17 protein-coding genes, 1 pseudogene and 1 riboswitch are annotated in these 21,486 nt (G+C 69.9%); of the genes and pseudogenes, 8 read left to right on the top strand and 10 right to left on the bottom strand.

Annotation, left to right across the window (positions count from 1 at the left end; genetic code table 11):
- Nucleotides 1-2: 2 nt before the first annotated feature.
- Entirely contained in the window at nucleotides 3-1,070 is a 1,068-nt protein-coding gene (locus ACFY1L_RS42320) for a helix-turn-helix domain-containing protein (RefSeq protein ID WP_388837420.1), read from the bottom strand.
- A 167-nt stretch (nucleotides 1,071-1,237) separates the two neighbouring features.
- Here ACFY1L_RS42320 and moaA point away from each other — a divergent pair, with 167 nt between their 5' ends.
- The gene (gene moaA / locus ACFY1L_RS42315) at nucleotides 1,238-2,311 is read left to right on the top strand and encodes a GTP 3',8-cyclase MoaA (protein WP_388837417.1); all 1,074 of its coding nucleotides are present in this window, start codon (nucleotides 1,238-1,240) and stop codon (nucleotides 2,309-2,311) included.
- 254 nt (nucleotides 2,312-2,565) lie between these two features.
- Nucleotides 2,566-3,675, top strand: coding sequence for an NAD(P)/FAD-dependent oxidoreductase (locus ACFY1L_RS42310; protein ID WP_388837414.1), 1,110 nt, complete (start codon nucleotides 2,566-2,568; stop codon nucleotides 3,673-3,675).
- Nucleotides 3,676-3,694: 19 nt separating this feature from the next.
- Here the strand turns inward: ACFY1L_RS42310 and ACFY1L_RS42305 are convergent, their stop codons facing one another.
- Nucleotides 3,695-4,603: a helix-turn-helix transcriptional regulator gene (locus ACFY1L_RS42305; RefSeq protein WP_388837411.1), complete on the bottom strand. Its 909-nt coding sequence runs from the start codon at nucleotides 4,601-4,603 to the stop codon at nucleotides 3,695-3,697.
- Between the two features lie 139 nt (nucleotides 4,604-4,742).
- Here ACFY1L_RS42305 and ACFY1L_RS42300 point away from each other — a divergent pair, with 139 nt between their 5' ends.
- Complete coding sequence (locus ACFY1L_RS42300; protein ID WP_388837408.1) at nucleotides 4,743-5,522, top strand: NAD(P)H-dependent oxidoreductase; 780 nt, start codon at nucleotides 4,743-4,745, stop codon at nucleotides 5,520-5,522.
- 55 nt (nucleotides 5,523-5,577) lie between these two features.
- On the opposite strand, the gene ACFY1L_RS42295 is transcribed toward ACFY1L_RS42300, so the two are convergent.
- Nucleotides 5,578-6,156: a dihydrofolate reductase family protein gene (locus ACFY1L_RS42295; RefSeq protein ID WP_388837405.1), complete on the bottom strand. Its 579-nt coding sequence runs from the start codon at nucleotides 6,154-6,156 to the stop codon at nucleotides 5,578-5,580.
- 146 nt (nucleotides 6,157-6,302) lie between these two features.
- On the opposite strand from ACFY1L_RS42295, the gene ACFY1L_RS42290 reads away from it, so the two are divergent.
- From ACFY1L_RS42290 to ACFY1L_RS42280, 3 genes are all read left to right on the top strand, one after another.
- Nucleotides 6,303-7,289, top strand: a complete 987-nt coding sequence (locus ACFY1L_RS42290; RefSeq protein ID WP_388837402.1) for a phosphotransferase family protein — start codon at nucleotides 6,303-6,305, stop codon at nucleotides 7,287-7,289.
- A gap of 54 nt (nucleotides 7,290-7,343) precedes the next feature.
- A complete protein-coding gene (locus tag ACFY1L_RS42285; RefSeq protein WP_388837399.1) occupies nucleotides 7,344-8,138 on the top strand; it encodes a class I SAM-dependent methyltransferase in 795 nt (264 codons plus the stop codon).
- A gap of 366 nt (nucleotides 8,139-8,504) precedes the next feature.
- The gene (locus ACFY1L_RS42280) at nucleotides 8,505-8,738 is read left to right on the top strand and encodes a DUF5302 domain-containing protein (protein ID WP_388837397.1); all 234 of its coding nucleotides are present in this window, start codon (nucleotides 8,505-8,507) and stop codon (nucleotides 8,736-8,738) included.
- Between the two features lie 136 nt (nucleotides 8,739-8,874).
- Here the strand turns inward: ACFY1L_RS42280 and ACFY1L_RS42275 are convergent, their stop codons facing one another.
- From ACFY1L_RS42275 to ACFY1L_RS42255, 5 genes and pseudogenes are all read right to left on the bottom strand, one after another.
- Nucleotides 8,875-9,321 carry an SRPBCC family protein gene (locus ACFY1L_RS42275; protein WP_388837394.1) on the bottom strand — a complete coding sequence of 149 codons (447 nt, stop codon included), beginning with the start codon at nucleotides 9,319-9,321 and terminating at the stop codon, nucleotides 8,875-8,877.
- A 63-nt stretch (nucleotides 9,322-9,384) separates the two neighbouring features.
- Nucleotides 9,385-10,287, bottom strand: a complete 903-nt coding sequence (locus ACFY1L_RS42270; protein WP_388837391.1) for an MBL fold metallo-hydrolase — start codon at nucleotides 10,285-10,287, stop codon at nucleotides 9,385-9,387.
- A 12-nt stretch (nucleotides 10,288-10,299) separates the two neighbouring features.
- Nucleotides 10,300-10,368, bottom strand: a riboswitch (guanidine-III (ykkC-III) riboswitch).
- Between the two features lie 54 nt (nucleotides 10,369-10,422).
- Nucleotides 10,423-11,265 (bottom strand): maleylpyruvate isomerase family mycothiol-dependent enzyme, encoded by an 843-nt coding sequence (locus ACFY1L_RS42265; protein ID WP_388837388.1) that lies wholly within the window; start codon nucleotides 11,263-11,265, stop codon nucleotides 10,423-10,425.
- 187 nt (nucleotides 11,266-11,452) lie between these two features.
- Nucleotides 11,453-12,052 (bottom strand): annotated as a pseudogene (locus tag ACFY1L_RS42260) (hypothetical protein).
- Between the two features lie 42 nt (nucleotides 12,053-12,094).
- Nucleotides 12,095-17,296 carry a family 43 glycosylhydrolase gene (locus tag ACFY1L_RS42255; protein WP_388837385.1) on the bottom strand — a complete coding sequence of 1,734 codons (5,202 nt, stop codon included), beginning with the start codon at nucleotides 17,294-17,296 and terminating at the stop codon, nucleotides 12,095-12,097.
- A 290-nt stretch (nucleotides 17,297-17,586) separates the two neighbouring features.
- Between ACFY1L_RS42255 and ACFY1L_RS42250 the strand changes: the two genes are divergently transcribed.
- Nucleotides 17,587-17,997, top strand: a complete 411-nt coding sequence (locus tag ACFY1L_RS42250) for a hypothetical protein (RefSeq protein WP_388837382.1) — start codon at nucleotides 17,587-17,589, stop codon at nucleotides 17,995-17,997.
- Between the two features lie 79 nt (nucleotides 17,998-18,076).
- The gene (locus ACFY1L_RS42245) at nucleotides 18,077-18,868 is read left to right on the top strand and encodes a VOC family protein (protein WP_388837379.1); all 792 of its coding nucleotides are present in this window, start codon (nucleotides 18,077-18,079) and stop codon (nucleotides 18,866-18,868) included.
- 35 nt (nucleotides 18,869-18,903) lie between these two features.
- Here ACFY1L_RS42245 and ACFY1L_RS42240 read toward each other — a convergent pair whose 3' ends face one another.
- Both ACFY1L_RS42240 and ACFY1L_RS42235 read right to left on the bottom strand, forming a co-directional pair.
- Nucleotides 18,904-19,158, bottom strand: coding sequence for an EF-hand domain-containing protein (locus ACFY1L_RS42240; protein ID WP_388837376.1), 255 nt, complete (start codon nucleotides 19,156-19,158; stop codon nucleotides 18,904-18,906).
- Nucleotides 19,159-19,251: 93 nt separating this feature from the next.
- A complete protein-coding gene (locus ACFY1L_RS42235; protein WP_388837373.1) occupies nucleotides 19,252-21,462 on the bottom strand; it encodes a SpoIIE family protein phosphatase in 2,211 nt (736 codons plus the stop codon).
- Between the last annotated feature and the right edge of the window lie 24 nt (nucleotides 21,463-21,486).

The following is a 21,486-nucleotide window of genomic DNA, read 5'->3' as shown; positions in this document are numbered from 1 at the left end:
CCTTACGCCCGGGCCCGGGACCGGTAGGCGGTCGGCGAGGTGCCGTAAGCCTCCCGGAACGCCCGGCTGAACACGGCGAGATCGGTGAACCCCCAGCGGACACAGATCTCGGTGAGGGTCGCTTCGCCGCCGCGGCGGGTCAGCAGGTCGCGCCGGCAGCGCTCCAGCCGCTGCCGGCGGATCACCTGGGACACCGTCTGTCCCCGGCCGGCGAACATCCGCTGGAGTTGGCGTGTCGACACGAAGTGCGCCTGCGCGACGCGTTCCGGGGACAGGTCCGGATCACCGAGGTTGTCCGCGATGTAGGTGTCGATCTGCCGCAGCAGACCGGCGTGCCGGTCGGCGCCGCCGCCGGAGCCGTGTACCTCGGTCGCGATGGTCGCCACCAGGTCGCCGATCTCGTCGGCGATCCGGATGGCGCCCCCGTCGCTCACGGTCGGCTTCTCGACGAGCAGGTCGGTCAGCATCCTGCTCAGTACTCCGGTGATGCCGCTGCCGCCGTCCAGCGTCCGGCAGGTCAGCAGGGCCGACTCGCTGTCGCTGAGCCGGATCGTGTCGCGGGGCCAGGTGAAGACGGCGAGCTCCCAGTACGGGGTGTCGGCGGCCGAGCGGAGCCACCACTGAAACGGCCGCTCCGTCTCGTAGACGACGAAGTCGCCGGGGCGGAGCAGCGCTTCGTGCCCGTCCTGCGCGGCACGCGCCGCACCGCGGCGGACCAGGCAGACCTGGAGGTAGCGGTCGCCGTCGCGGCGCAGCAGTTCCGTCGTGCGCAGGATGTCCTGGTCCACCGAGCGCACCCCAGACACCCGGAGATGGCCGAGAAAGTCGCTGCGCACGGCACCGTCGAAGATGCCGCCGTCCCGTTCGACGTCCACGTCCAGGCTGACGAAATGGTCCCGGAGCAGGTCACGCCAGGCCTCTCGCCGATCGGTGTTCGCCTCGCTCGGCCTCGTCGTCATGGCCCACCTCGCTCGTATGCCGTACCTACTCGGTCCGGCGTTGTACGAGTACTCGTCGTTGCGCGAGTACGGGTTGGTGCATGAGTACTCGTCCTCCAGAGTGTTGGCCATGTCCGGAGGCGGATCGTTTTCGCCGTGTAAACGGCCGGAAAACCCGGACGTTGGGGTACGTCCCTCGTCGCCGCTGGTCAAATGCCTGTCGCGGGAAGTCCGGTACGGCGGGCCGAGGCCGATGAAGATATACGCCAGTGCCGGTCCGGAAGGCAAGGGAACGCATCGTGACAGCCGCCGTGAATGATCAGATCCACTGCCATGCGGAATCCGACGAGGAGAGCACGACGAGCCGGCCCGTCACCGACCGCCGCGACCGTGCGCTGCGCGACCTGCGGATCTCCCTCACCGACCGGTGCAACCTCCGCTGCCGGTATTGCATGCCGCGTGAGCACTTCGGCCCGGGACACCGCTACCTGGACTCCGCCGACCTGCTGACCTTCGACGAAATCGCCCGCCTGGCGCGGGTGTTCGCCTCCCTGGGGGTACGAAAGATCCGGCTCACCGGGGGAGAGCCCCTCCTGCGACGCGGCGTCGCGGACATCGTGGCGCTGCTCGCCGCGATCCCCCGGCTCGACCTCGCGATGACGACCAACGGGCTGCTCCTGCCGACGCTGGCACCGCGCCTCGCGGCGGCCGGGCTGCGCCGGGTGACCGTCAGCCTGGACTCGCTCGACGACGCCGTGTTCCGGGCGGTCGCCGACACCTCGGTCCCGGTGCGCCGGGTGCTCGACGGCATCGACGCCGCCGCCCGAGCGGGCCTCACCCCCGTCAAGGTCAACATGGTGGTGAAGCGCGGAGTCAACGACGACTGCGTGCTGCCGATGGTCGAACGGTTCCGCGGCAGCGGCCACATCCTCCGCTTCATCGAGTACATGGACGTGGGGGCGACGAACGAATGGCGGCTCGGCGAGGTGCTGCCCGCCGCCGAGATCGTGCGCCTGATCGACGAACGGCACCCGCTCGAACCCCTCGGCGCGACCACCGCCGGAGAGGTGGCCACCCGCTACCGCCTCCGGGACGGCACCGGCGAGATCGGCGTCATCGGCTCGGTGACCCGGCCGTTCTGCGGCGACTGCACACGAGCGCGCCTGTCCGCGGACGGGAAGCTGCACACCTGCCTGTTCTCGTCCGGCGGCACCGACCTGCGGGCGCTGCTACGGGCGGGCGCCTCCGATGCGGAACTGGGCTCGGCGGTCCGCGCGATCTGGGGTGCCCGAGACGACCGCTACTCGGAGCTGCGAGGGCGCCGTACTCGATCGCGTGACGATCGGGTGGAGATGTCGTACATCGGCGGATGACCATGAGTGACGGATTCGCTGCAGCCGGCGCGGGCACTCGCGTCGCAGACGTGATGGTCTCCTGCCCCAAGACCTGGGCCCGGACGCCGAGATGGGAATCCGGCCGAAGTCCCGCGTTCGGGCGCAGGTGTCCGCGTTGCTGGCTAGCGTGACCGTCGTCTGTCTGCCGTACGAGGAAAGGACTGCTGGTGCCCGAGCTGGAAACGGGAGTTCGACCGTGATCCGGGAAGGGGGCGTTCGTGAGGACCGGGTCCGTGAAGCGGGCTGAACGTGTTGCCGTCATCGGAGTGGGCGTCCTCGGTGCCAACGTGGGCTGGAACCTGTCCCGGCACGGCGCCGAGGTGGTCTTCATCGACGCAGGCCGGCCGGGCGAAGGCGTCACCAACTGGTCCTTCTCGTGGGTCAACGCCAGCAACAAGACCGTGCGCAAGTCCTACTTCGACCTGAACGTCGCGGGCATGGCGGCATACCGTGAGCTTGCCGGGACCATCGGGCCGGACTCGTGGTGGTATCCCAGCGGCCACCTGCGCTGGGCAGACGATCCCGCAGCGCAGACGAAGATCCTGGAGACCGCCGAACTGCTGGCCGGCTGGGACTACCGGGTCGAGGAGTACACGGGGGCCGAGGTGCGCCGGCGCCTCGAACCTGCTCTCACGATGCCCGGCGAGGTTCCGGTCCTGTTCTACCCCGACGAAGCCTGGGTGCACGGACGTCATCTCGTCGGCCGCCTGGTCGGCCAGGCCGTCGCATCCGGCGCCGAGCTCCGGTCCGGCACCGCGGTCCGTGACATCGGCACCGGTGCCGACCGGAGCATCCGGACAGTTGCTCTGTCCGACGGGAGCTCTCTCGACGTCGACATCGTCGTGAACGCGGCAGGCCCCAGCGCCTCCCACATCGCCGGGCTCGTCGCACGGCACCTGCCGATGCGCCGGGAACCCGGCGTCGTCACCCGGATCGGCTGTGCTCAGCTTCCGATCCACCGGGCCATGCACGCGCCTCACATCGAGATCCGCCCTGACGGGGAGGATTCGGTGGTCCTCCACAGCCGCGAGATCGACGCACTCATCGACACAGGCGAAGAGCCGGCCCAACTCGCACGGCTGCTCCACGAATCGGCGCGGCACGTCGTTCCGGCGCTCGGCACCTCCCGTATCGCACAGACACGGGTGGTCGACCGCCCCATCCCGGCCGACGGATTCCCCTCGGTGGGAGCGGTGCCGTCCGTGCCGGGCTACTACGAGGCCGTTTCCCACAGCGGCATCACGCTCGGGGCGGTGATCGGCCGGCTGCTCGCTTCGGAGATCCTCAGCGGGAAGAGAGACGAGATGCTCGCGGACTTCCGCCCGGAGCGCTTCCTCCCGTGACAGCGCGATCTTCAGAACTTCATGACGTCGAATCGTCAGCGGCGAATGGCGCGCGGTGACTCGCCGGGGGCGTCGACGTGGTTCTCGCACTCGCGGCGGGCGGCCTTGGACGCGCGTCACCGCTGTCCGCGCCGAGGCCCGCGAGCAGGCGCAGCCCGTCCTCGGTGGGGCTGCCGGGGGCCGCGGACAGCACCAGCAGCTCCCTGCCCGACTCGTCCGGTAGCGCGAAGTTCTCCTGGTGCAGTTCCAGCAGCCCGACCAGCGGGTGCCGGTAGGCCTTACGCCCATGGGTGCGGGCGCGCACGTCCGCGCGGGCCCAGAGGCGGCGGAAGCGCTCGCTGCCCATCGCCAACTCGCCGATGAGCGAGGCCAGTCGGGGGTCATCGGGGTATTTGCCCGCGGCCAGGCGCAGGTGCCCGACCACGTCGAGGGTGCACTTCTCCCAGTCCGCGTAGAGGCCGCGCTCGGCCTCCTCGAGGAAGATGTGCCGGGCGGTGTTCAGGCCCGGCATCGGCCGGCCGTAGAGGAGCCCGGCGAGGTGGTTCCCGGCGAGCACATCCATGCGGTGGTCCATGATCAGCGCGGGTGCGTCGGCCACCAGGCCGAGGACGCGCAGCAGCTCCGGCCGGACCCGCCCGCCCGGCGCCTTCGCGCGGCGGCGGCGCTGCCGGGCGAGCCGGTAGAGGTGCCCGCGTTCGGTCTCGTCGAGGCCGAGGACGCGGGCGAGCGCGTCGAGGACCTGCTCGGAGGGCTGGGTCGCACGGCCCTGCTCCAGGCGTACGTAGTAGTCGACGCTGACTCCGGACAGGTGCGCGACCTCTTCGCGGCGCAGCCCTTCGACCCGGCGACGGCTGTCGGTGGGGATGTCGACGGTCGCCGGGTCGACCCGGGAACGCCGGGTCCGCAGGAAGCCCGCAAGATCGTCCATGCCCTCCAGTATGGCCTCGGTGGCGCCCGTGAAGGTGGTCCTGGCATTACCAGGAAGTCCAGGCCGACGGAAGAGGCGTCCCTGAACGCCGGGCGCCGCGGGACCCAGGATCGAAGGCACCCGATCCGAAGGAGTTCCCATGAAGACGCTGATCGTCCACGCCCACCCGGAGCCGAGGTCGCTCAACAGCTCGCTGAAGGACCTCGCGGTGTCCACCTTGCAGACCGCCGGGCACGAGGTGCGGGTGAGCGATCTGTACGCGATGAACTGGAAGGCGGTCGTGGACGCCGCGGACTACGGCCCGGACGCCTCAAGTCCGCTGAAGGTCGCCCTGGACTCGGGCCGGGCCTTCGACGCCGGGACGCTCACCCCGGACGTCCTCGCCGAGCAGGAGAAGCTGCTGTGGGCCGACACGGTCATCTTCCAGTTCCCGCTGTGGTGGTACACGATGCCCGCGATCCTCAAGGGCTGGGTGGACCGGGTGTTCACCTACCACTTCGCGTACGGCGTCGGCGAACACAGCGACACCAGGTACGGCGAGCGCTTCGGCGAAGGCACCCTCGCGGGCAGGAAGGCCCTGCTGTCGGTGACCGCCGGCGGCCCGGAGTCGCACTACGCCGCCCGCGGGATCAACGGCCCCATCGACGATCTGCTGTTCCCGATCCACCACGGCATCCTCTACTACCCGGGCATCGAGGTGCTCCCGCCGTTCGTGCTGTACGGCGCCGACCGGATGACCCGCGAGGACTACCCGGACATCGCCAAGGCCTGGGAACAGCGCCTGCTCACGCTGGAGTCGACCGAGCCGATCGCGTTCCGGCGGCAGAACTTCGGCGACTACGAGATCCCCTCCCTGCACCTCAAGGACGGGCTGGAGCCCACGGGCCGCACGGGTTTCGGGCTGCACGTACGCGGCTGACCGCCGGCGATGGACTCACCGCCCAGGTACGCGACGCCGGGGTACGTGGATGGATTCAGACGTGCAGGGTGGGCCGGTAGATGAGCTCTTGGATGTTGCCGTCGAGTGTCCTGTGCTCGATGAGCTCGAGGTCGAAGTCGGCCGCACCCTGGAAGATCGGGTCCAGCCCGGTCCGACCGGTGATCACAGGGAACAGCGTCACCTGGACGCGGTCGACCAGACCGGCGGCCATCAGTGCCCGGTTCATCGACAGGCTGCCGTGCGAGCGCAACGGCACCTTGGACTCCTCCTTGAGCCGGGCGACGACGTCGACGGCGTCGCCGCTCGCGACGGTCGCGTCCGGCCAGTCGAGGGGTCCTTCCAGCGTGGTCGACACCACCGTCGCCGGCAGGTTCCTCATCCGTGTGACCCATGGGTCACGCACGTCGGACTCCTCGGTGCTCGCGGCCAGCATCTGGGCGAAAGCCCGATACGTGTTGGCCCCGAAGACCATCCGCTGCTCCTCGCGGTACAGCGCGAGGCGGTGGTCGAGGAGCTCCGGGCCTTGCTTGCCCCAGTAGCCGGTCCAGTCGCCGCCGGCGGCGCCGAAGCCGTCGAGGCTGGAAAAGACGTCGAAGGTGTAGGTGGCGGTCATGATGCTCTCCTCGAGTGCGGTTGATCGTGTGTTGGCGATGCAGACCGGCAGCCACGGCGAGACTCATCGGTCCTGGACCAAGAAGTCTGCGATGGCTCGTTGATATCCCGTGGTAGGTCACGGTGGAACGCTCATACGCTTCTCGGGTGTCCGAAGCCCTGACCGCGGAACGCGTCGGTGAGTTGTTCGACGAGCTGCTGCCTGCGCACGGCCCGGTGCGTGCCGTCTCGCGGTTCGCCGAGGGCTCGGTCACCGGCGCGTACCGCATCGAGTTCGCCCGCGCCGACTCGGCGCCGGCCGTGCTGAAGATCTACGGGGCCGACAGCCTGCCGTACGCGGCCAAGGAAGCACGGGCCCTGAGCTTCCTGACCGACCACGGCATCGACATCTCGCCGCGCGTGCTGGCGTTCAGCCGGTCCGCCCCGGCGCTCGACGGCCGCCCGTGTGTCGTCTCCTCGCTGCGCCCGGGCCGCACACTCACGGCACTCGACGAGGAGCTCACCCCTGCGCAGCACCACGAGGTCTACCGGCAGCTGGGCCAGGTGCTCGGGCGACTGCACGCCGTCCCCGCCCACGGTTATGGCTACGTCAACGGCGAGATCCGCGACCCGCTGCCGGACAACCGTGCGCACATGGCCCGCACCTTCGAACGAGAGCTGCGCCGGTTCCGTCACCACGGCGGCGATCCGGCTCTGGCCGACCGGCTCGCCGCCCACGTCGCCGAGCACGCCTCGGCGTTCGCCGCATGCCCCCGGCCCGCCTACTGCCACGGCGACGTGCACGAGCCCAACCTCCTGGTACAGCTCGCCCACGACGGCACCTGTTCGCTGACCGGCCTGCTCGACCCGGCCAACCTGCACGCGGCAGACCCGCTGATGGACTTCGTGCGCCTGGACGCGTTCTCCATGAACGGGGACGCAACGAAAATCGCCGGGCTGTTGTCCGGGTACGGCGTGTCCGCAGCCGGACAGCAGCCCGGCCAGTGGCCAGAGGCCTGGCGCTCGCGCCTGCCGCTCTACCGCATCGCGCTCGCCCTCGAGCTGTACAACTGGTTCACGATCACCGGTCAGACATCCCTCCTGCCCGCCCTCGACCGTGGCTTGCGCCGACTCCTGGGCGAGCCTGGCCCATGACCGATGAGTTCGCCAGGCACGCTTGGTGCACGACCGGTGAGAGGAGAGAGCGACGTGGCCGACTACGCACTGACCCTCAACGACTCGGAGGTCGAGCGCTACCGGATCATGGCGGATTCCGCCGAGCGGCGGGAGCGTGAGCTATGGGGCGCCGCCGGAGCGGTCCCCGGTGCGCGGATCGCCGACGTGGGCTGCGGGCCCGGTGCGATCGCGGTTCGGCTGGCGGCCATCGCCGCCCCGGACGGCGCCGTATGGGCGGTCGACCGGGACGGCGACGCGCTCGCCGTCGCCTCGGCGCTCGCCGCACGCTCCGGCGTACCGGTGCACACCTCCGTCGGTTCCGCCGACGCCACCGGGCTGGCCGCCGGCACCTTCGACCTGGTGATGCTCCGGCACGTCCTGGCCCACAACGGCGGCCGTGAGCAGGCGATCGTCGACCACCTCGCCGCCCTGGCCAAGCCCGACGGCGGCGCGGTGTACCTGGTCGACATCGACGCGAGCTCCTCCCGGCTGCGCGGCGCCGGTCCCGTGTTCGACGAGATGGACGAGCGCTACCGCGAACTGCACCGCCGCCGCGGCAACGACCTGACCGTCGGCACCCGGCTCGACGAACTGCTCACCGCGGCCGGCCTGGAGATCATCGCCTTCGAGGGCCACATCACCGTCCTGACACCGCCGCCCGGCATGCGCGGCCCCGTCTGGGCCGCCCGCGACGCGCTGATCGCCGAGGGCCTCGCGACCCCCGACGACATCGCCCGCTGGGACGGCGCCTTCCAGCGCGCCGAGCACGCCCGCAGCGAAGTCCGCTTCTTCGCCGCCAACTTCGTCGCCGTCGGCCGACGAACCTGACAGCAGCATTACTCCCCGGGCGGGACCGGCAGGGTGGCTCCGAGGGAGACAGGCGTGCCGAAGTTCAGTGTCCCGTCCGCGTTCCACGTGAACTTCAGCGCCCTGGTGCGGCGGTTCATGGCGCAGCCGCCGCTCGCCGAGTTCCTGGACGACCGCAGTCCGCGAGAACGACGAGGTGCGCGAGGTCGTGCAGCTCTTCCTCGACGGCGAGGCGAAGGGCGACACAGCGGAGCTCAAGCAAGCCCATCGCCCGCACGACGCCACGCTCAGTCCGACCGACCTGGTCGGCGGCAGTGGTCATGGTGTCCGTCCCCGCGCTCGGCATGACACGCTGTGTCTTCAACCGTGCGAACGCAGGAGGTCACCATGACTGCCGATTCTTCACCGCAGGACGGCCCGGAGCCGGCTGACGCCGAGCGCTCTCCTCTGGCGCCCGACGAGGAGGGCCAGTACGACCTCAAGCGCAAGTTCCGTGAGGCCCTCGCGCGCAAGCGCGGTGAGCAGACGGAGGGCGCCGCGCACACGGACGCGTCGAAGATCCGTGGCGCGCACGGCCCGGCCGCGAGCCAGCGGACGTTTCGGCGTAAGAGCGGGGGCTGATCACCAGCTTGTGATGCCGGGTGCGGGGCGTGGGCGCGTGGGTGGCGCCGGCGGCCCGCACCGGCCTCGCTCCACGCCGGTACGCCCATCGCCGTGCGCCGCCGCAGCGGCCGCACCAGCGCGCCCCCTGCCTTTCTCAGGACGCCTCCACGGCCGCCTTGATGCGTTGGCCGAACGCGGGCGCGTCCTTGCGTGCCGCACTCAGTGCGAAGCCCACCAGCAGCTTTCCGATGCCGTGGCCTTCGAGGACGTTGAAGATCCTCACCCTGGTCGTGCCCGGACCGGTGGACTCCAGGTCGTAGCCCCCCTCGTCCGCCGTGACGATGTTCTTCGAGATCTCCGCCCAGCGGATTCGGTGGGGAGCCTCGAACTCGGTGATCCGGAACTTCCGGCCCGTCTTCATGCCGGCGTCCTTGACCGTGCTCGTGAAGACCGTGCCCACGGCCGTCGACCCCTCCGGAGTCTTCGTGATCGCCTGGACCCTCGGGCTGAACTTGGGGTCGTTCGTGCCGTCGGAGAGAAAGGCGAAGACCTCCTCGATGGGGCGGTTGATCTCGGCTGTCGCCTCAAACTGACCGGTCACGGTTCCTCCTGTGCTGCGGTCGCTGGAGTTCCGGCTGAGTGCACGCTGCCTTGCCGAGCATCTTCAGCGTATCGGCGCGACTCCACCCGTGCCCCTCATGGGCGCCGGCCAGAGGATGAAGTCGGCGAACGCGCGGCGAGCGGGGTGGGGCCCGACCTCGTCCAGGGCCGCGCGCACGGCGTGCAGGTGGGCCGGGGTCATTTCGAGTGGGGGTTCGTCCGGCTGGTACGTGGTGCGGATCGGGTAGTCGACACCGGGCTCGCGTGTCATCTCGATGTGGCAGCCCAGAACGTGGGTGACCGGACGGTGGTCGGCGAATGCGATCAGCCGGTCGATGGTCCGTGAGAAGGCCGACCAGTCCTCGATGTACAGCCGTCCGCGGTAGACGGTGTCTCCCGTCAGCAGGAACCCGGTCCACGGGTCGTAGAAGGTGATCGCCGCAGCGTCATGGCCCGGAGTCGCGAGCGCTTCCAGCACCCGGCCCCCGAGGTCGAGGGGTCGCACCGCCTCCGGGTCGCTGGCGAACCCGAAGTAGGCCCAGGCCGCATCCCGGTCGCCGTCCACCACGATCGTGTCCGGCCGGCCCAGGAACTGGCCGTCGCCCGCGACGTGATCGCCGTGCGAGTGCGTGTGGAGGACGAGAAGGCCATAGGAGTCGCGGGGGTTATTGGCCAGCCACGTCGCGACAAGGCCGTCGACGGTCCGGCGGACCGGAAAGAACTCCGGTGACGCCGTGGCACCCGTGTCGATCAGGACCGCCTGGCGCTCCCCGAACAACAAGTACAGGAACGGAGCCTCGTAGTTGATCGCCTTGTTCTGCCTCAGCAACACCGTGTGCTCGTCGTACCAGTGCACCTGAAGATCGGGGTCGGTGTTGTGCTTGGCCGACGGCGACCCGTGAATCCAGTCGACGCCCAGTGGCTCCGCGCTGAGCTTCCGGACCCCGAGCTCACCCGCACCGGACACGCTGCCTCCTGAAGTGCGTCGTCTTGGCGGGCCGGGTACGGCGCACATCTCGTCCGGGAAGACACGCGCTCGCGTCTCCATCGGGGACGCTATCAGCGCACATCGAGTACGGGCGAGCAGCTGCCCGCCAGGGGATCAGGGTGCCGTGAACAGCGTCGGGAAGCGGGGCGCGAGCCAGGGCTTGCGTCCCCAGGCGAGCACCTGTCCGCGCCCGATGGCCCGCCACGGGTTGCGCCGGCCCAGCGCTATGAGGAGGAAGGTCACGGGTTCGATCAGGATGGTGCAGTCCGGACGTTCCAGCGGCGTCGGGCTCACGTGCACGGCGCCGTCGCCCAGGCCGACGCCGAACGCCGCGCCGCCCCGCAGACGGACGACATAGCGGGCGGCCAGATCGGCGGTGGCGGCCGCGTCGACGACGCGCGGCATGACCGAGAGCATGAACGGCATGCACAGCCCGACCCGGTCGCGGTCGATCATGTGCGGGCGGTGCAGCGCGCGAGCGAGGTCGTGGCCGTGGCCGTGGCCCAGCATGTGCGTCAGCAGGTAGGAGGCGAGCACGTGCCGGTCCATGGGGCCCAGAGGCGTGACGAGGGCCGGGTCGGCGGTGCTCTCGTCGTTCGCGGCCCGGTCCATGGCGTCGAGGAACAGGTCGGCCTGCTCCGTGATCATCGACGCCAGCGGCTGCGCCCCGCGCTCCGCGAACGCGTCGAGGGCCTGGGCGTTGGCCGCGGCCAGACTCTGCGGCGTGCCGTCTCCGTAGGGGCGTTCGTGCCCGGCTGCGAGGTCGGCCATCAGCTCGTTGGCCAGTGCCAGATGGGCGGCCGCCTCACCGAGCGTCCACTGCGAATCCGGTACGGGAACCGTCGTGTCGGACGCGCTCTCCAACAGCGTGGCGATGTCCCCGGCGGTCTCACGTATCGCTCGTGCGAGCCCTTCGGGCAGAGGCCCGCGGATGTCCTGCTGCGCCGTAGGCTGCACGTTTTCTGTTCCCTCCCGCCCGACGCGCCCCTCGCGTGTCCGGCGCGCCGTACCCAATCAGACGCGAGGACGCACGACAAGCCCTCGCGCTCCGGGCTCTTCCAGGACGGCGAGCAGGGGACGAACGCCACGGGCGCACCCGGAGCGCCAAGCCCCGGATGCGCCCGCTGAGGCACCGGCCCTGCGGTCACAGACCGTCGCGGACCATCGCGGCGACGATCTGGACGTGGCGGTCGGCCGCCGTGTTGGAGAACTCGTTCTCGTAGTTCAGGCCGTAGGGCCAGAAGTGGCCGCCACCGGTGGACAGCGTGGCGCCCGAGCCGTCGAACTGCCTGACCAGCGCGGTGGCCTGCGCGCCGTGCCAAGTCCCGCCGCCGGCCAGGGTGTTTCAGCTGGCGTTGGTGCCGACGCCGATGGTGTGGGCCATCTCGTGCAGGGCGGTCCGCTCGGTCATGTAGCTGCGGTTGCTGCCGAAGCGGATGGTGCCGTTGTTGCTGCCGTCGGCGGTGCCCACGCTGGGGTCGTAGCGGACGGTGATGCTCTTGCCGAGGTCGCTGAGGTTGTTGTACCGGGCGACCGCGGCGTTCATCGCCTTGGTGATCAGGTCGTACGCCGACTGCTGGTCCTGGGTGGGATTGCTCGCCCGCTCCAGGGTCCAGGTGATGGTGGCCGCCGCCACCTGCTCCTGCGGCGCCGGTGCCGTCTGCGGGGCGGCCTGGGCGATGCCCGGGCCCGCCAGCAGGGCGGCCGCCAGCGCGGCGGCGACCACTGTCCTTCGTGAACTCATGTGGGCGTCCTCCTGTGGGGGTAGGAGTTCATCCGGTTCGGCTCACCGGGTGCGGTTGCCGATGGTGACGGTGCCCAAGAGCCTCGGGCTGGTGGCGTTGTCGTAGACGACCTGGCCGCCGGACTTCTTCCAGATCCTGATGCGGAAGGTGTCCGGAGATTCGGTGGCGGTGACGCGGAAGGCGTAGCCGCCGGTGCCGTTGACCGTGCCGGAGCCCTGGTAGACCGCCTGGGAACCGGTGACCACGAGCCAGTCGGAGCCGGTGGAGCGGAACTGCAGCTTGGCCGCGCCGAGTTCGAGGGAGGCCTGGCCGGTGGGGGCGGTGGCTCCCTTCGGGTAGAACGCCGTGAAGAAGAAGGCGGCCTTGCCCGTCAGGTCCGGCTTGGCGGGGTAGGCGCCGGCGGGGGAGGTGAAGACGCCGGTGCCGAGCGCGGGGCCGGCGGAGCGGTCGTAGGCGATCAGTTCGGGGAGGGTCTTGGTGTCCGTGGCGCCGTCGTCGTCGGTGACGGTGATCACCGGGTGGCGGATGCCGGCCTTGGCGTAGGTGTGTTCGGCCCGGCAGCCGGCGGCGGTCACGGTGCCGGGCTGTGGGTCGCCGCCGTCCTTCCAGTCGACCTTGCAGGTGTGGGTGTCGTTCGCACCCGGGTCGGTGAACTCGGCGGTGACGACCGTGCGTTGGCCGACCGACACGGCGGACCGCGGTCCCTCGGCGGAGGTGATGACCGGTGCCGCGTTGGCCACCTTGACGGTCGCCGTGTCGCTGCTGCGTCCGCCGGTCAGGGTGAGCGTGTAGGTGCCGTTGTCGGTGCAGGTGATCGTGGTCTTCGCCGCACCGGGGTCGGCGACGGTGCAGGGCGCTCCCTCCTCGACCGTCCAACTCGGGCTGCCCGCACCGGAGATGGTGCCGTTCAGCGCGATCGCGTCGCCCTCCGTCCCGCTGACGTCGTCGCCGGCGTGCACGATGGTCACCGGGTCGATGCTCGTCAGCGTGGGCGCGACCTTCTTGATCAGGCCGTCGGAGTCGAACTCCAGCTTGTCGATGGTGGTTTCGCGGTGCGTGCCGTCACCGCCGGGGACGGCGAAGCGGTGGTAGGCGATGTACCAGTCGTCGGTGTTCGGGACGTGGACGACGCTGTGGTGGCCGGTGCCCTTGATGCCCAGGGAGAGGTCCTTCGAGAGGATCACGCCCTGCTTGGTCCACGGGCCCGTGGGAGAGGGGCCGGTGGCGTAGGCGACGCGGTAGTTCTCGTCGCGGGTGTCGTTCTCCGACCACATGAAGTAGTAGGTGCCCTTGCGCTTGATGACGAAGGAGCCCTCGTTGTAGCCGCTGGGGGTGATGTCCTTGACCTTCGAGGTGTCGAGGGAGGTCATGTCGTCGTTCAACGGGGCCACGTACGCATGCCCGTTGCCCCAGTAGAGATACGACTGCCCGTCGTCGTCCGTGAACACCGCCGGGTCGATCATCTGGCCGCTCAACTGGCCCGCCTTCAGCAGCGGTTGACCGAGCGCGTCCTTGAACGGGCCGGTCGGCGAGTCCGAGACCGCGACACCGATGTTGGCGTCCGCGCAGAAGTAGAAGTAGTACTTGCCGTCCTTCTCGGCGATCGTCGGCGCCCACGCCCTGCTGTCCGCCCAGGAGACGTCGGGACCGAGGTCGAGGATGACGCCGTGGTCCTTCCAGTGCACCAGGTCGGTGGAGGAGTACGCCTTGAACTGCGTGCCGCTCCAGCCGTCGAAGCCGTCGGTGGTCGGGTAGATGTAGAAGGTGTCGCCGAAGCGGACGATGTTCGGGTCGGCGTTCAGCCCCGGCAGGACCGGGCTCTTCATGACGAGCGCGGCGACCGTCCAGGTGCGCTTCTTGCCGTCGGACCCGGTCACTTCGTACGTCACCGGCTTGCTGAAGTCCTGGACACTGCCCGAGGCCGGGCTGATCGCCGCTCCGTGGGCGAGGGTGAACTCCGGTGCCAGGGCGGTGAGACCGGCACCTTCCTTCATCGGCAGCGTGATCTTGCTGTCGGCGTTGTCGACGATCGCGTCCACCTTCAGCCCGGACTCCGTCGCCTTCGCGATGCCCGCCGTGTTGCCGCTGAGCTCCATGACCTCCGCGGCCGACAGGGCCCGGTCGTAGATGCGGAAGTCGTCGACCTCGCCGCCGAAGTAGGGGTCGGCCGAGTACAGCGAGCGGCCGATGTAGCCGCTGTAGTCCTTGTTCGCGTCGTACAGCTCGGACGGCTTGATGGTGGTCGTCGTGCGGGCCGCCTCGACGCCGTCGACGTAGAGGACCATCGTGCCGCTCGAGCCGTCGAGGGTGACGGTCACGTGCCGCCACTCGCCGGGCGTGAGCTGCGAGCCGGCCGTCAGCTTCGACTCCGCCGACCAACTCGCCTTCGTGATCGCCGAGTAGAGGCTGGAGCCGCCGTTGGAGGGCGTGGCGAACAGGTACTTGTTGCTGTCGGGTCCGAGCCCGAACAGCCACTGGAAGCTGTCGCCGCCCTTCCACTTCGCATACGTCGACACGGTCACGCTGTCGGCGTTCTTCAGCACGCCGTTCGGGATCTTCACGTAGGGGGAGGTGGCGGAGTCGCCGGACATCTTGAAGGAGCCGTCGTGCACGCCGGTGCCGAAGTCGGGCGTACGGACATAGGTGCCGTGGTAGCCGTGGCCGCTGGAGTCGACCGCGATGTTGCCGGACGTCTCGTCGAAGTCGTAGTCCAGCAGCAGATCGGCCGGGACGTCGGCTCCCTCCTCCGACACGGTGACCTGGGCCTGTACCGGGATAGCGGCGCCGTCCGGCAGGCTGCCGGTCACCGTGAAGGTGCCGGGCTGCGCGTACTTGGACTCCGGTACGTCGTCCCAGCTGACGGCGACCGGACGCTTGACGCCGTCGGCGTACGTGGCGATCACCGTGGCGGGCAGGACCGGCGCCTGACCGGTCTTGGTCTTCACCGTCACGTCCTGGACGCTCTCCACCAACTGGTCGGGCTGGTAGGCACGCAGCAGCCGGTCGTACTCGGCCTGGGTGACCGGCAGGACGGTGCCGTGGCGCGGCTTGGACGGGAGGTCGTAGTCGGTGACCGGGGTCCAGTTGCCGGAGTCCAGGTCGGTCGTCTCGAACGGGATGTAGCCGCGGCCACCGAACTCGTCGAGGAAGGCGTACCACTTCTCCTCGGTGTTCGACTTGAAAACCAACGGCCCCTCGGCGGCGCTCATCGCGCCCTTGCCGATGCCCTCCGCGACCGCGGTCCAGGACGGGTTGAGGATCGAGTCGCTCTTCTCCTCGAAGATGAACTTGCTGTTGGGCGTGGAGGAGGTGTTGTTCCGCTCGTCCTTCGAGAGGCGGTAGTACGTGCCGTTGTTCTGGATCATCGTGGAGTCGATGACCGAGTAGCCGCGGTCGATCCAGACCTTGGGCTCGCTGAAGGTGTAGAAGTCGCGGGTGGTCGCGTACATCATGCGGTTGTACGTGTCGCCGGAGTGGTCGGCGTTGTCGTACAGCTTCGAGGCCCAGAAGACGACGTACTCGCCGCGCCGGGCGTCGTAGAAGGCCTCCGGCGCCCAGGTGTTGCCCGCGCTGTCGGGGGAGATCTTGACCAGGCGCTGGTTGGTCCAGTGCACCAGGTCGGTGGACTCCCAGACCATGATGGACTTGCTGCCGGTGCGCTGGGCGGCGTCCCAGTCGCCGTTGCCGTAGATCCTCAGGTCGGTGGCGATCTGGTAGAACTTGTCGCCCTCGGGGGAGCGGATGATGAACGGGTCGCGCAGCCCCTTCTCGCCGAGCGTGGAGGTCAGGACCGGCTTGCCGTCGTTCAACTCCCGCCATTTCAGGGGGTCGTTGCCCTTGCTGAGCGCGGAGTAGAGCTGCTCTCCGTCCGCGGTGCCCTCGCCGGTGAAGTAGCTGAACATATAGCCCTTGAGGGCTTGTTTCGCGGGGAGTTCGGGGACCTTCGCGGTGAAGGTGCGGGTCGCCTTCGCCTCGCCCTTGGTGACGGTGGCGGTCAACTCGACGGTGGTGGCGCCGTCGCCGTGCGCGGGGCGGTGGACGATGCCGTCGGCGGAGACGACGTCGGGCTGGGCGGAGGACCAGGTGACATCGGTGCCGTAGGAGCCGGTCGCCGGGAGGGTCAAGTTGCCGCGTACGTCGTCGAGGTTGTGGACGGCGAGGGCCTGGGCGGCCTGCTCGGTCGCCGTCTGGTCGTCGAAGTCGGGTGGGACCGTGACCTCGAAGGTCTTGGTGTCGGTCACGGTGCCCTTCTTCAGGGTCGCCGTGAGCGTGGCATGCGCGTTCGGTGCGCCGGCGGCTGGGCGGGTGACCTTGCCGGAGTCGGACACGCCGGCGGTGTTGTCGCTGGCCCAGCTGATCGAAGAGCCGCCCGCCGTCCCGGTCTTGGGCAGGTCGAGGTCGGCCGTGACCGCGCTGGTGTCGCCGAGGCTCAGTGCGGCCTTGTCGTCGGCGACGCCCTGCGTGTCGACGGGAAGGGCGAGTTGCTCGACCTCGGAGGCGTCCAGGGCCCGGTCGTAGATCCGGAAGTCGCGGATACGGCCCTTGAGGAGCTTGTCGCCGGAGTAGACCGACTTGCCTATGTAGTTGGCGGTGGTGGTGCCGGAGCCGATGGAGCCTGGGGTGATGCTGACGGAGGTGTTGCGGCCGACCTCGACGCCGTCCTCGTACAGGACACCGGTGGTGCCGGTCTGGGTGTAGGTGAGGTGCTTCCAGACCCCGCGGGTCAGGTTGTGCGAGTCGCCGGGCTTGGTGGTCTGCTCCGTCGACCAGTTGCCGGTCGCGATCGAGGTGCGCAGGGAGTTGCCAGTGGTGAAGAGGTAGCCGTTGCCGTTGCTGCCGCTGGAGTTGCCGAAGCCGTAGATGAAGTACGGGGTGGTCTGGGCGGAGTCGAGCAGTACGTCCGTCGAGACGGTGATCGAGTCCATGCCCTTCATGACGTTGTCCGGCACCTTGATGTAGGTGTCGGAACCGTTGAAGGCGAGCCCCTGCCCGGCGGCCGACCAGTCGGCGGTGCCGCTCACCGTGCCGTCCCGGCCGTTGCCGGAGGCGTCGGTGACGGTGCTGCCTGAGTCCGCGTCGAGCTTGTACCAGAGGGCAAGTCCGTCGGTGACGTCCGCGGAGCCGGCCGCCTGCGCGGGCAGCACGGGTGCGGCGAGGCCGAGGAACAGCGACACGGCGGTGAGGGCGGCGAGGCGACCCGCCCGGCGTCTCGCGCGGGTGCGCGGACGTGCGATGTACGTCATGTGGGGTTCCCTGCGGAGGCATGGCTGACGGGGGGACAGGGCAAGGCAACGGGGCACGGCAAGGGAGAGCGAGCCGACAACGGGCGCCTTGGCCAAGGGCGCCTGGTCGTTGCGGCTGTGTGACGTCGTGTTGCGAGAGTGTCAATCGGGGTGTGGTGCAGCGTCAAGAGGTTTCGAACGATGTCCGACAGGCCGAACGTATTGCTTGCCTGGCCTCCAACAGCCGGAGTTCCGCGCGATGTTGGAGGCCTTACCGTGGGGTGACGGCATCGAACCGGGCGGGATCAGCGGTGGACGAAGACGAGTGGCTGCGGCGGCACGGGTTGCACCCTGACCCCCGGGGGCTTGACGAAGTGCGCCAACTGCTGTGGGAGCAGACCGAGTTCGAGCGTCACGCCCAGGGCCGAGGCGACACGGAACTGATGAAGCTGTGCTGCGTCCAGCTCTTCAATGCCGCCGTCCTCGACGACGTTCCGCTCATCTGGCAGGCCAAGTCGGCCGGCATGGACGCCGACGCCTCGATCGACATCCAGCTGCTGTGCGGATGCGGGCTGACCGCCACCAAGGCCCGTCTGTCGTCCGACCCGTCGGAAACGGGCAAGGCCGCGCTCAGCCGCCTGCTCGCCTGCGAAGCGGCAGGCGACTTCGACGACTTCTCCGTCGCCCGGCAGGCCGCCTTCTACGCCTCCTACTATGCGTAGCCGCGCAGCGTCGACGCGCGGCTGTCAGTGCTCGGTGGCAGGCTGAAGGCGTACGGGATGTGTGAAAGGGGGCAGACCCGTGATCACCACTGACTTCGCTCCTGGTTCTCCCTGCTGGCTCGACCTCGGTGCTCCCGACGTCCAGGCGGCCGCGGCCTTCTACGGCGCCGTGCTCGGCTGGGACTTCGAGTCCATGGGGGAGGGGATGGAAGGGGGGATGTTCCGGAAGGACGGCAAGATAGTCGCCGGGCTGGGCAAGCTCACCGAGGAGGGTGCGCGGTCCGCCTGGATGATCTACTTCTGCGTCGACGACGCCGGCGCCACGACCCAGGCCGTGGAGCGCGCGGGCGGCACGGTGCGGGTGGCTCCGAGGGACTTCGGCGACGACGGTCAGATGGCGCAGTACAGCGACCCGCTGGGCGGTCAGTTCGCCGTCTGGCGGCCCGGGAAGATCACCGGATTCGAGCTGGCGGACCAGCCCGGCTCGCTGTCCTGGACCGAGCTGTACACGACCGATGCCGCGGCCGCGAAGGAGTTCTACGGCGGCGTCTTCGGCTGGCAGTTCGGCGACATGGAGCTGCCGGGCGGCGGGGGAACGTACACCCTCATCACCCCGGCCGGGCTCCCCGAGGACCGTATGCACGGCGGCCTCATGCAGCTCGCCCCCAAGGACCTCTCCCTTGCGGACGGACGGCCGTACTGGCATCCGGTCTTCGCGGTCACCGACTGCGACGCCGCCGTCGCCAAGGTCACCGAGAACGGCGGCAGTGTGCAGATGGGGCCGGCGGACGCGGAGGGCGTGGGCAGGCTGGCCGTCTGCCTCGACCCGTCGAGCGCGGACTTCGTGGTGCTCACTCCGGCCGAGGGCTGAACCCGGCGCGGAACTGAGAGCGGAGCTTCCTGGCGTCAGTGCCAGCCGAAGCGCCGGTCCACCACGGCCGCGAACTCCTCCAGCGTCAGCAGCGCGTCCCCGTTCTGGTCGGCGGCGTCGAACAGGGCGGAGGAGGAGTCGGCGTCTCCCAGGGCCCAGAACGGCAGATCTCCGGCGGCGGCGAGCGTCGGGCCCTTCGTCCGCAGGGCGATGATCACCTCGTCGCGGGTCAGGGTCCCGTTGTGGTCGAGGTCGAGCGCCTCGAACAACTTGCGGGCCTTTTCACTCATCGTGTCCCCCTTGTTCCTTTCAGCGGCGGACAGGTCGACCTGCCTCGCTCGCGAACTCATGAACGAAAACGCCTCTCCCGTCACCCTGGTTCCCTACAAGGCCCGGGCGACCAGAAGGGCGACGTCGTCGTGGTCGTCGGGATGGCGCAGGCCGTAGAGCAGGAGGTCGCAGGTTTCCTCCAGGGGGCGGTGGGGTTCGTCGAGGAAGCTGAGCAGGACGTTCAGGCGGTCGTCGATGGAGTGGTGCCGGGTCTCGACGAGGCCGTCGGTGTAGAGAACCAGCAGGTCGCCGGGGTCGAGGCGGGTCGTGATGGTCTCGAAGGGGATGCCGCCGACGCCGAGCGGGGCGCACGGCGGCAGGTCGAGCAGCTCGGGGGCGCGGTCCGGGCCGGACAGCGCGGGCGGCATGTGGCCCGCGTTGGCGATGCGGCACAGCCTCGTGCGCGGGTCGTACACCGCGTAGAGGCAGGTGACGATGTAGTGCTCGAGGTCGCAGGTGATCTTGTCGAGGTGCTGGAGCACATCGCCGGGTTCGAGGTCGAGGTCCGCGTAGGCGCAGGTGGCGGTGCGCAGGCGGCCCATGGTGGCGGCCGCGTCGATGCCGTTGCCCATGACGTCCCCGACGACCAGGGCGGTCTTTTCGTCGTCGAGGGGGATGACGTCGTACCAGTCGCCGCCGACCTCGCTGGTGGCCTGCGCGGGCTGGTAGCGGGAGGCGAGTTCGAGGCCCGCGTGGCTCGGCGGGTGGTCGGGCAGCAGGCTGCGCTGCAGGGTGAGGGAGGTGTTGCGCACGCTCTGGAACCAGCGGGCGTTGTCGATGGCCACGGCCGCGCGGCCGGCCAGCTCGCTCGCGAGGATGACGTCGTCCTGGTCGAAGGGGAGCGGGTTGCGGGTGCGCTTGAGGTCGAGGGCGCCAAGCACCTCGCCGTGGGCGATCAGCGGCACGGCGAGATACGAGTGGACGCCGGCCCGGGCCAGCAGCGAGCCGGCCTCGGCGTCCCGGGCGATGCGGGGCAGATCGTCCTCGCCGACGTGCCGCACCAGGACCGGCCGCCCGGTGTGGACGCAGAGCGTGACCAGGCGGTCGCCGTCGTAGGCGGCGAGGCCGCCGGGAGGATCGGCGGCGCGCAGGGCCACGGTCGGATGGGCCGCCTTGAGCGCGAGGGCGCGGAAGAGCTCGGGGCCGTTGTCCGGTCTGCGTGAGCGGCGGCAGGCCAGGGCGGAGTCGAGGACGTCCACGGCGACCAGGTCGGCCAGCTGGGGGACCGCGATCTCGGCCAGCTCACGGGCGGTCTCCTCCACCTCAAGCGTGGTGCCGACCCGCACGGAGGCGTCGGCGATCAGGGCCAGGCGGCGCCGGGCCCGGTCGGCCTCGGCGGCCGCCCGGTGCCGTTCGGTGACGTCGACGACCGAGGCGGCGGCGCCCAGGACCCGCCCGCCGGGGTCCTCGAGGCGGTAGAAGGACAACGACCAGGCGTGCTCGTGCTCGGGGTCGGCCGGCGGTCGGCCCACGTGGTACTGGTCCAGCAGCGGGGTGCCGGTGGTCAGCACCTGACGCAGTGCGGACTCGATGGTGTCGACGTCGGGGAGGGGCAGGGTCTCCCGGAGGCCGCGGCCCACGTGGTCCTCGGCGGGGATGCCGTCGATGCGCTCCAGCGCCGGGTTGACCAGCAGGTACCGCAGGTCGGGGTCGAGGAGCGCCAGGCCGATCGGCGACTGGTAGATCAGCCGGTCGCACAGCGCCAGGTCCGTCTCGACGCGCTGGAGCAGGGAGTGGTCGGCCGCGATGCCCAGGGCGTAGACGTCCCCGAGATCGTCCTGGAGGCGCATGTTGCGGAACTCCATCACCCGGGTGCTGCCGTCCTTGTGCCGGATGGGGAAGGCGCCGGCCCAGCTGCGGCCGGTCTCCAGCACCTCGGTGAACAGCCTGACCACCGCCTTCAGGTGCTCGGGGTGGATGAACAGCCGCGCCGCGTACTTGCCGAGCGCCTCCTGCGCCGTGTACCCGAACAGCTCCTCGGCCTGCGGCGTCCAGAACACGATGCGCCCGTCCGCGTCGACGACCGTCGCGGCCACGCTCAGGACGTCCAGCAGCCCGGTCGGCGGGGACGACTCCAAGCCCTGCGCATCACCTTCGGGCCGGAAGGACTCACCACCCTCGGACCGGAAGGATTCGCGACCGTCGGGCCGGACGGATCGGGCACCTTCGGGCCGCGACGACTCGGGACCTTTGGGCCGCGACGACTCTGGACCTTCGGGCTGGAAGGACTCGTCACCTTCCGGCTGGGAGGATTCGGCTGTCATCCCGGAACCACCTCCACCGTTCCG

The sequence above is a fragment of the Streptomyces sp. NPDC001663 genome (genome assembly GCF_042893105.1).
Classification (GTDB): domain Bacteria; phylum Actinomycetota; class Actinomycetes; order Streptomycetales; family Streptomycetaceae; genus Streptomyces.
Note: the sequence above shows the minus strand (reverse complement) of the source record. Positions and strands in the feature narration are given on the sequence as shown.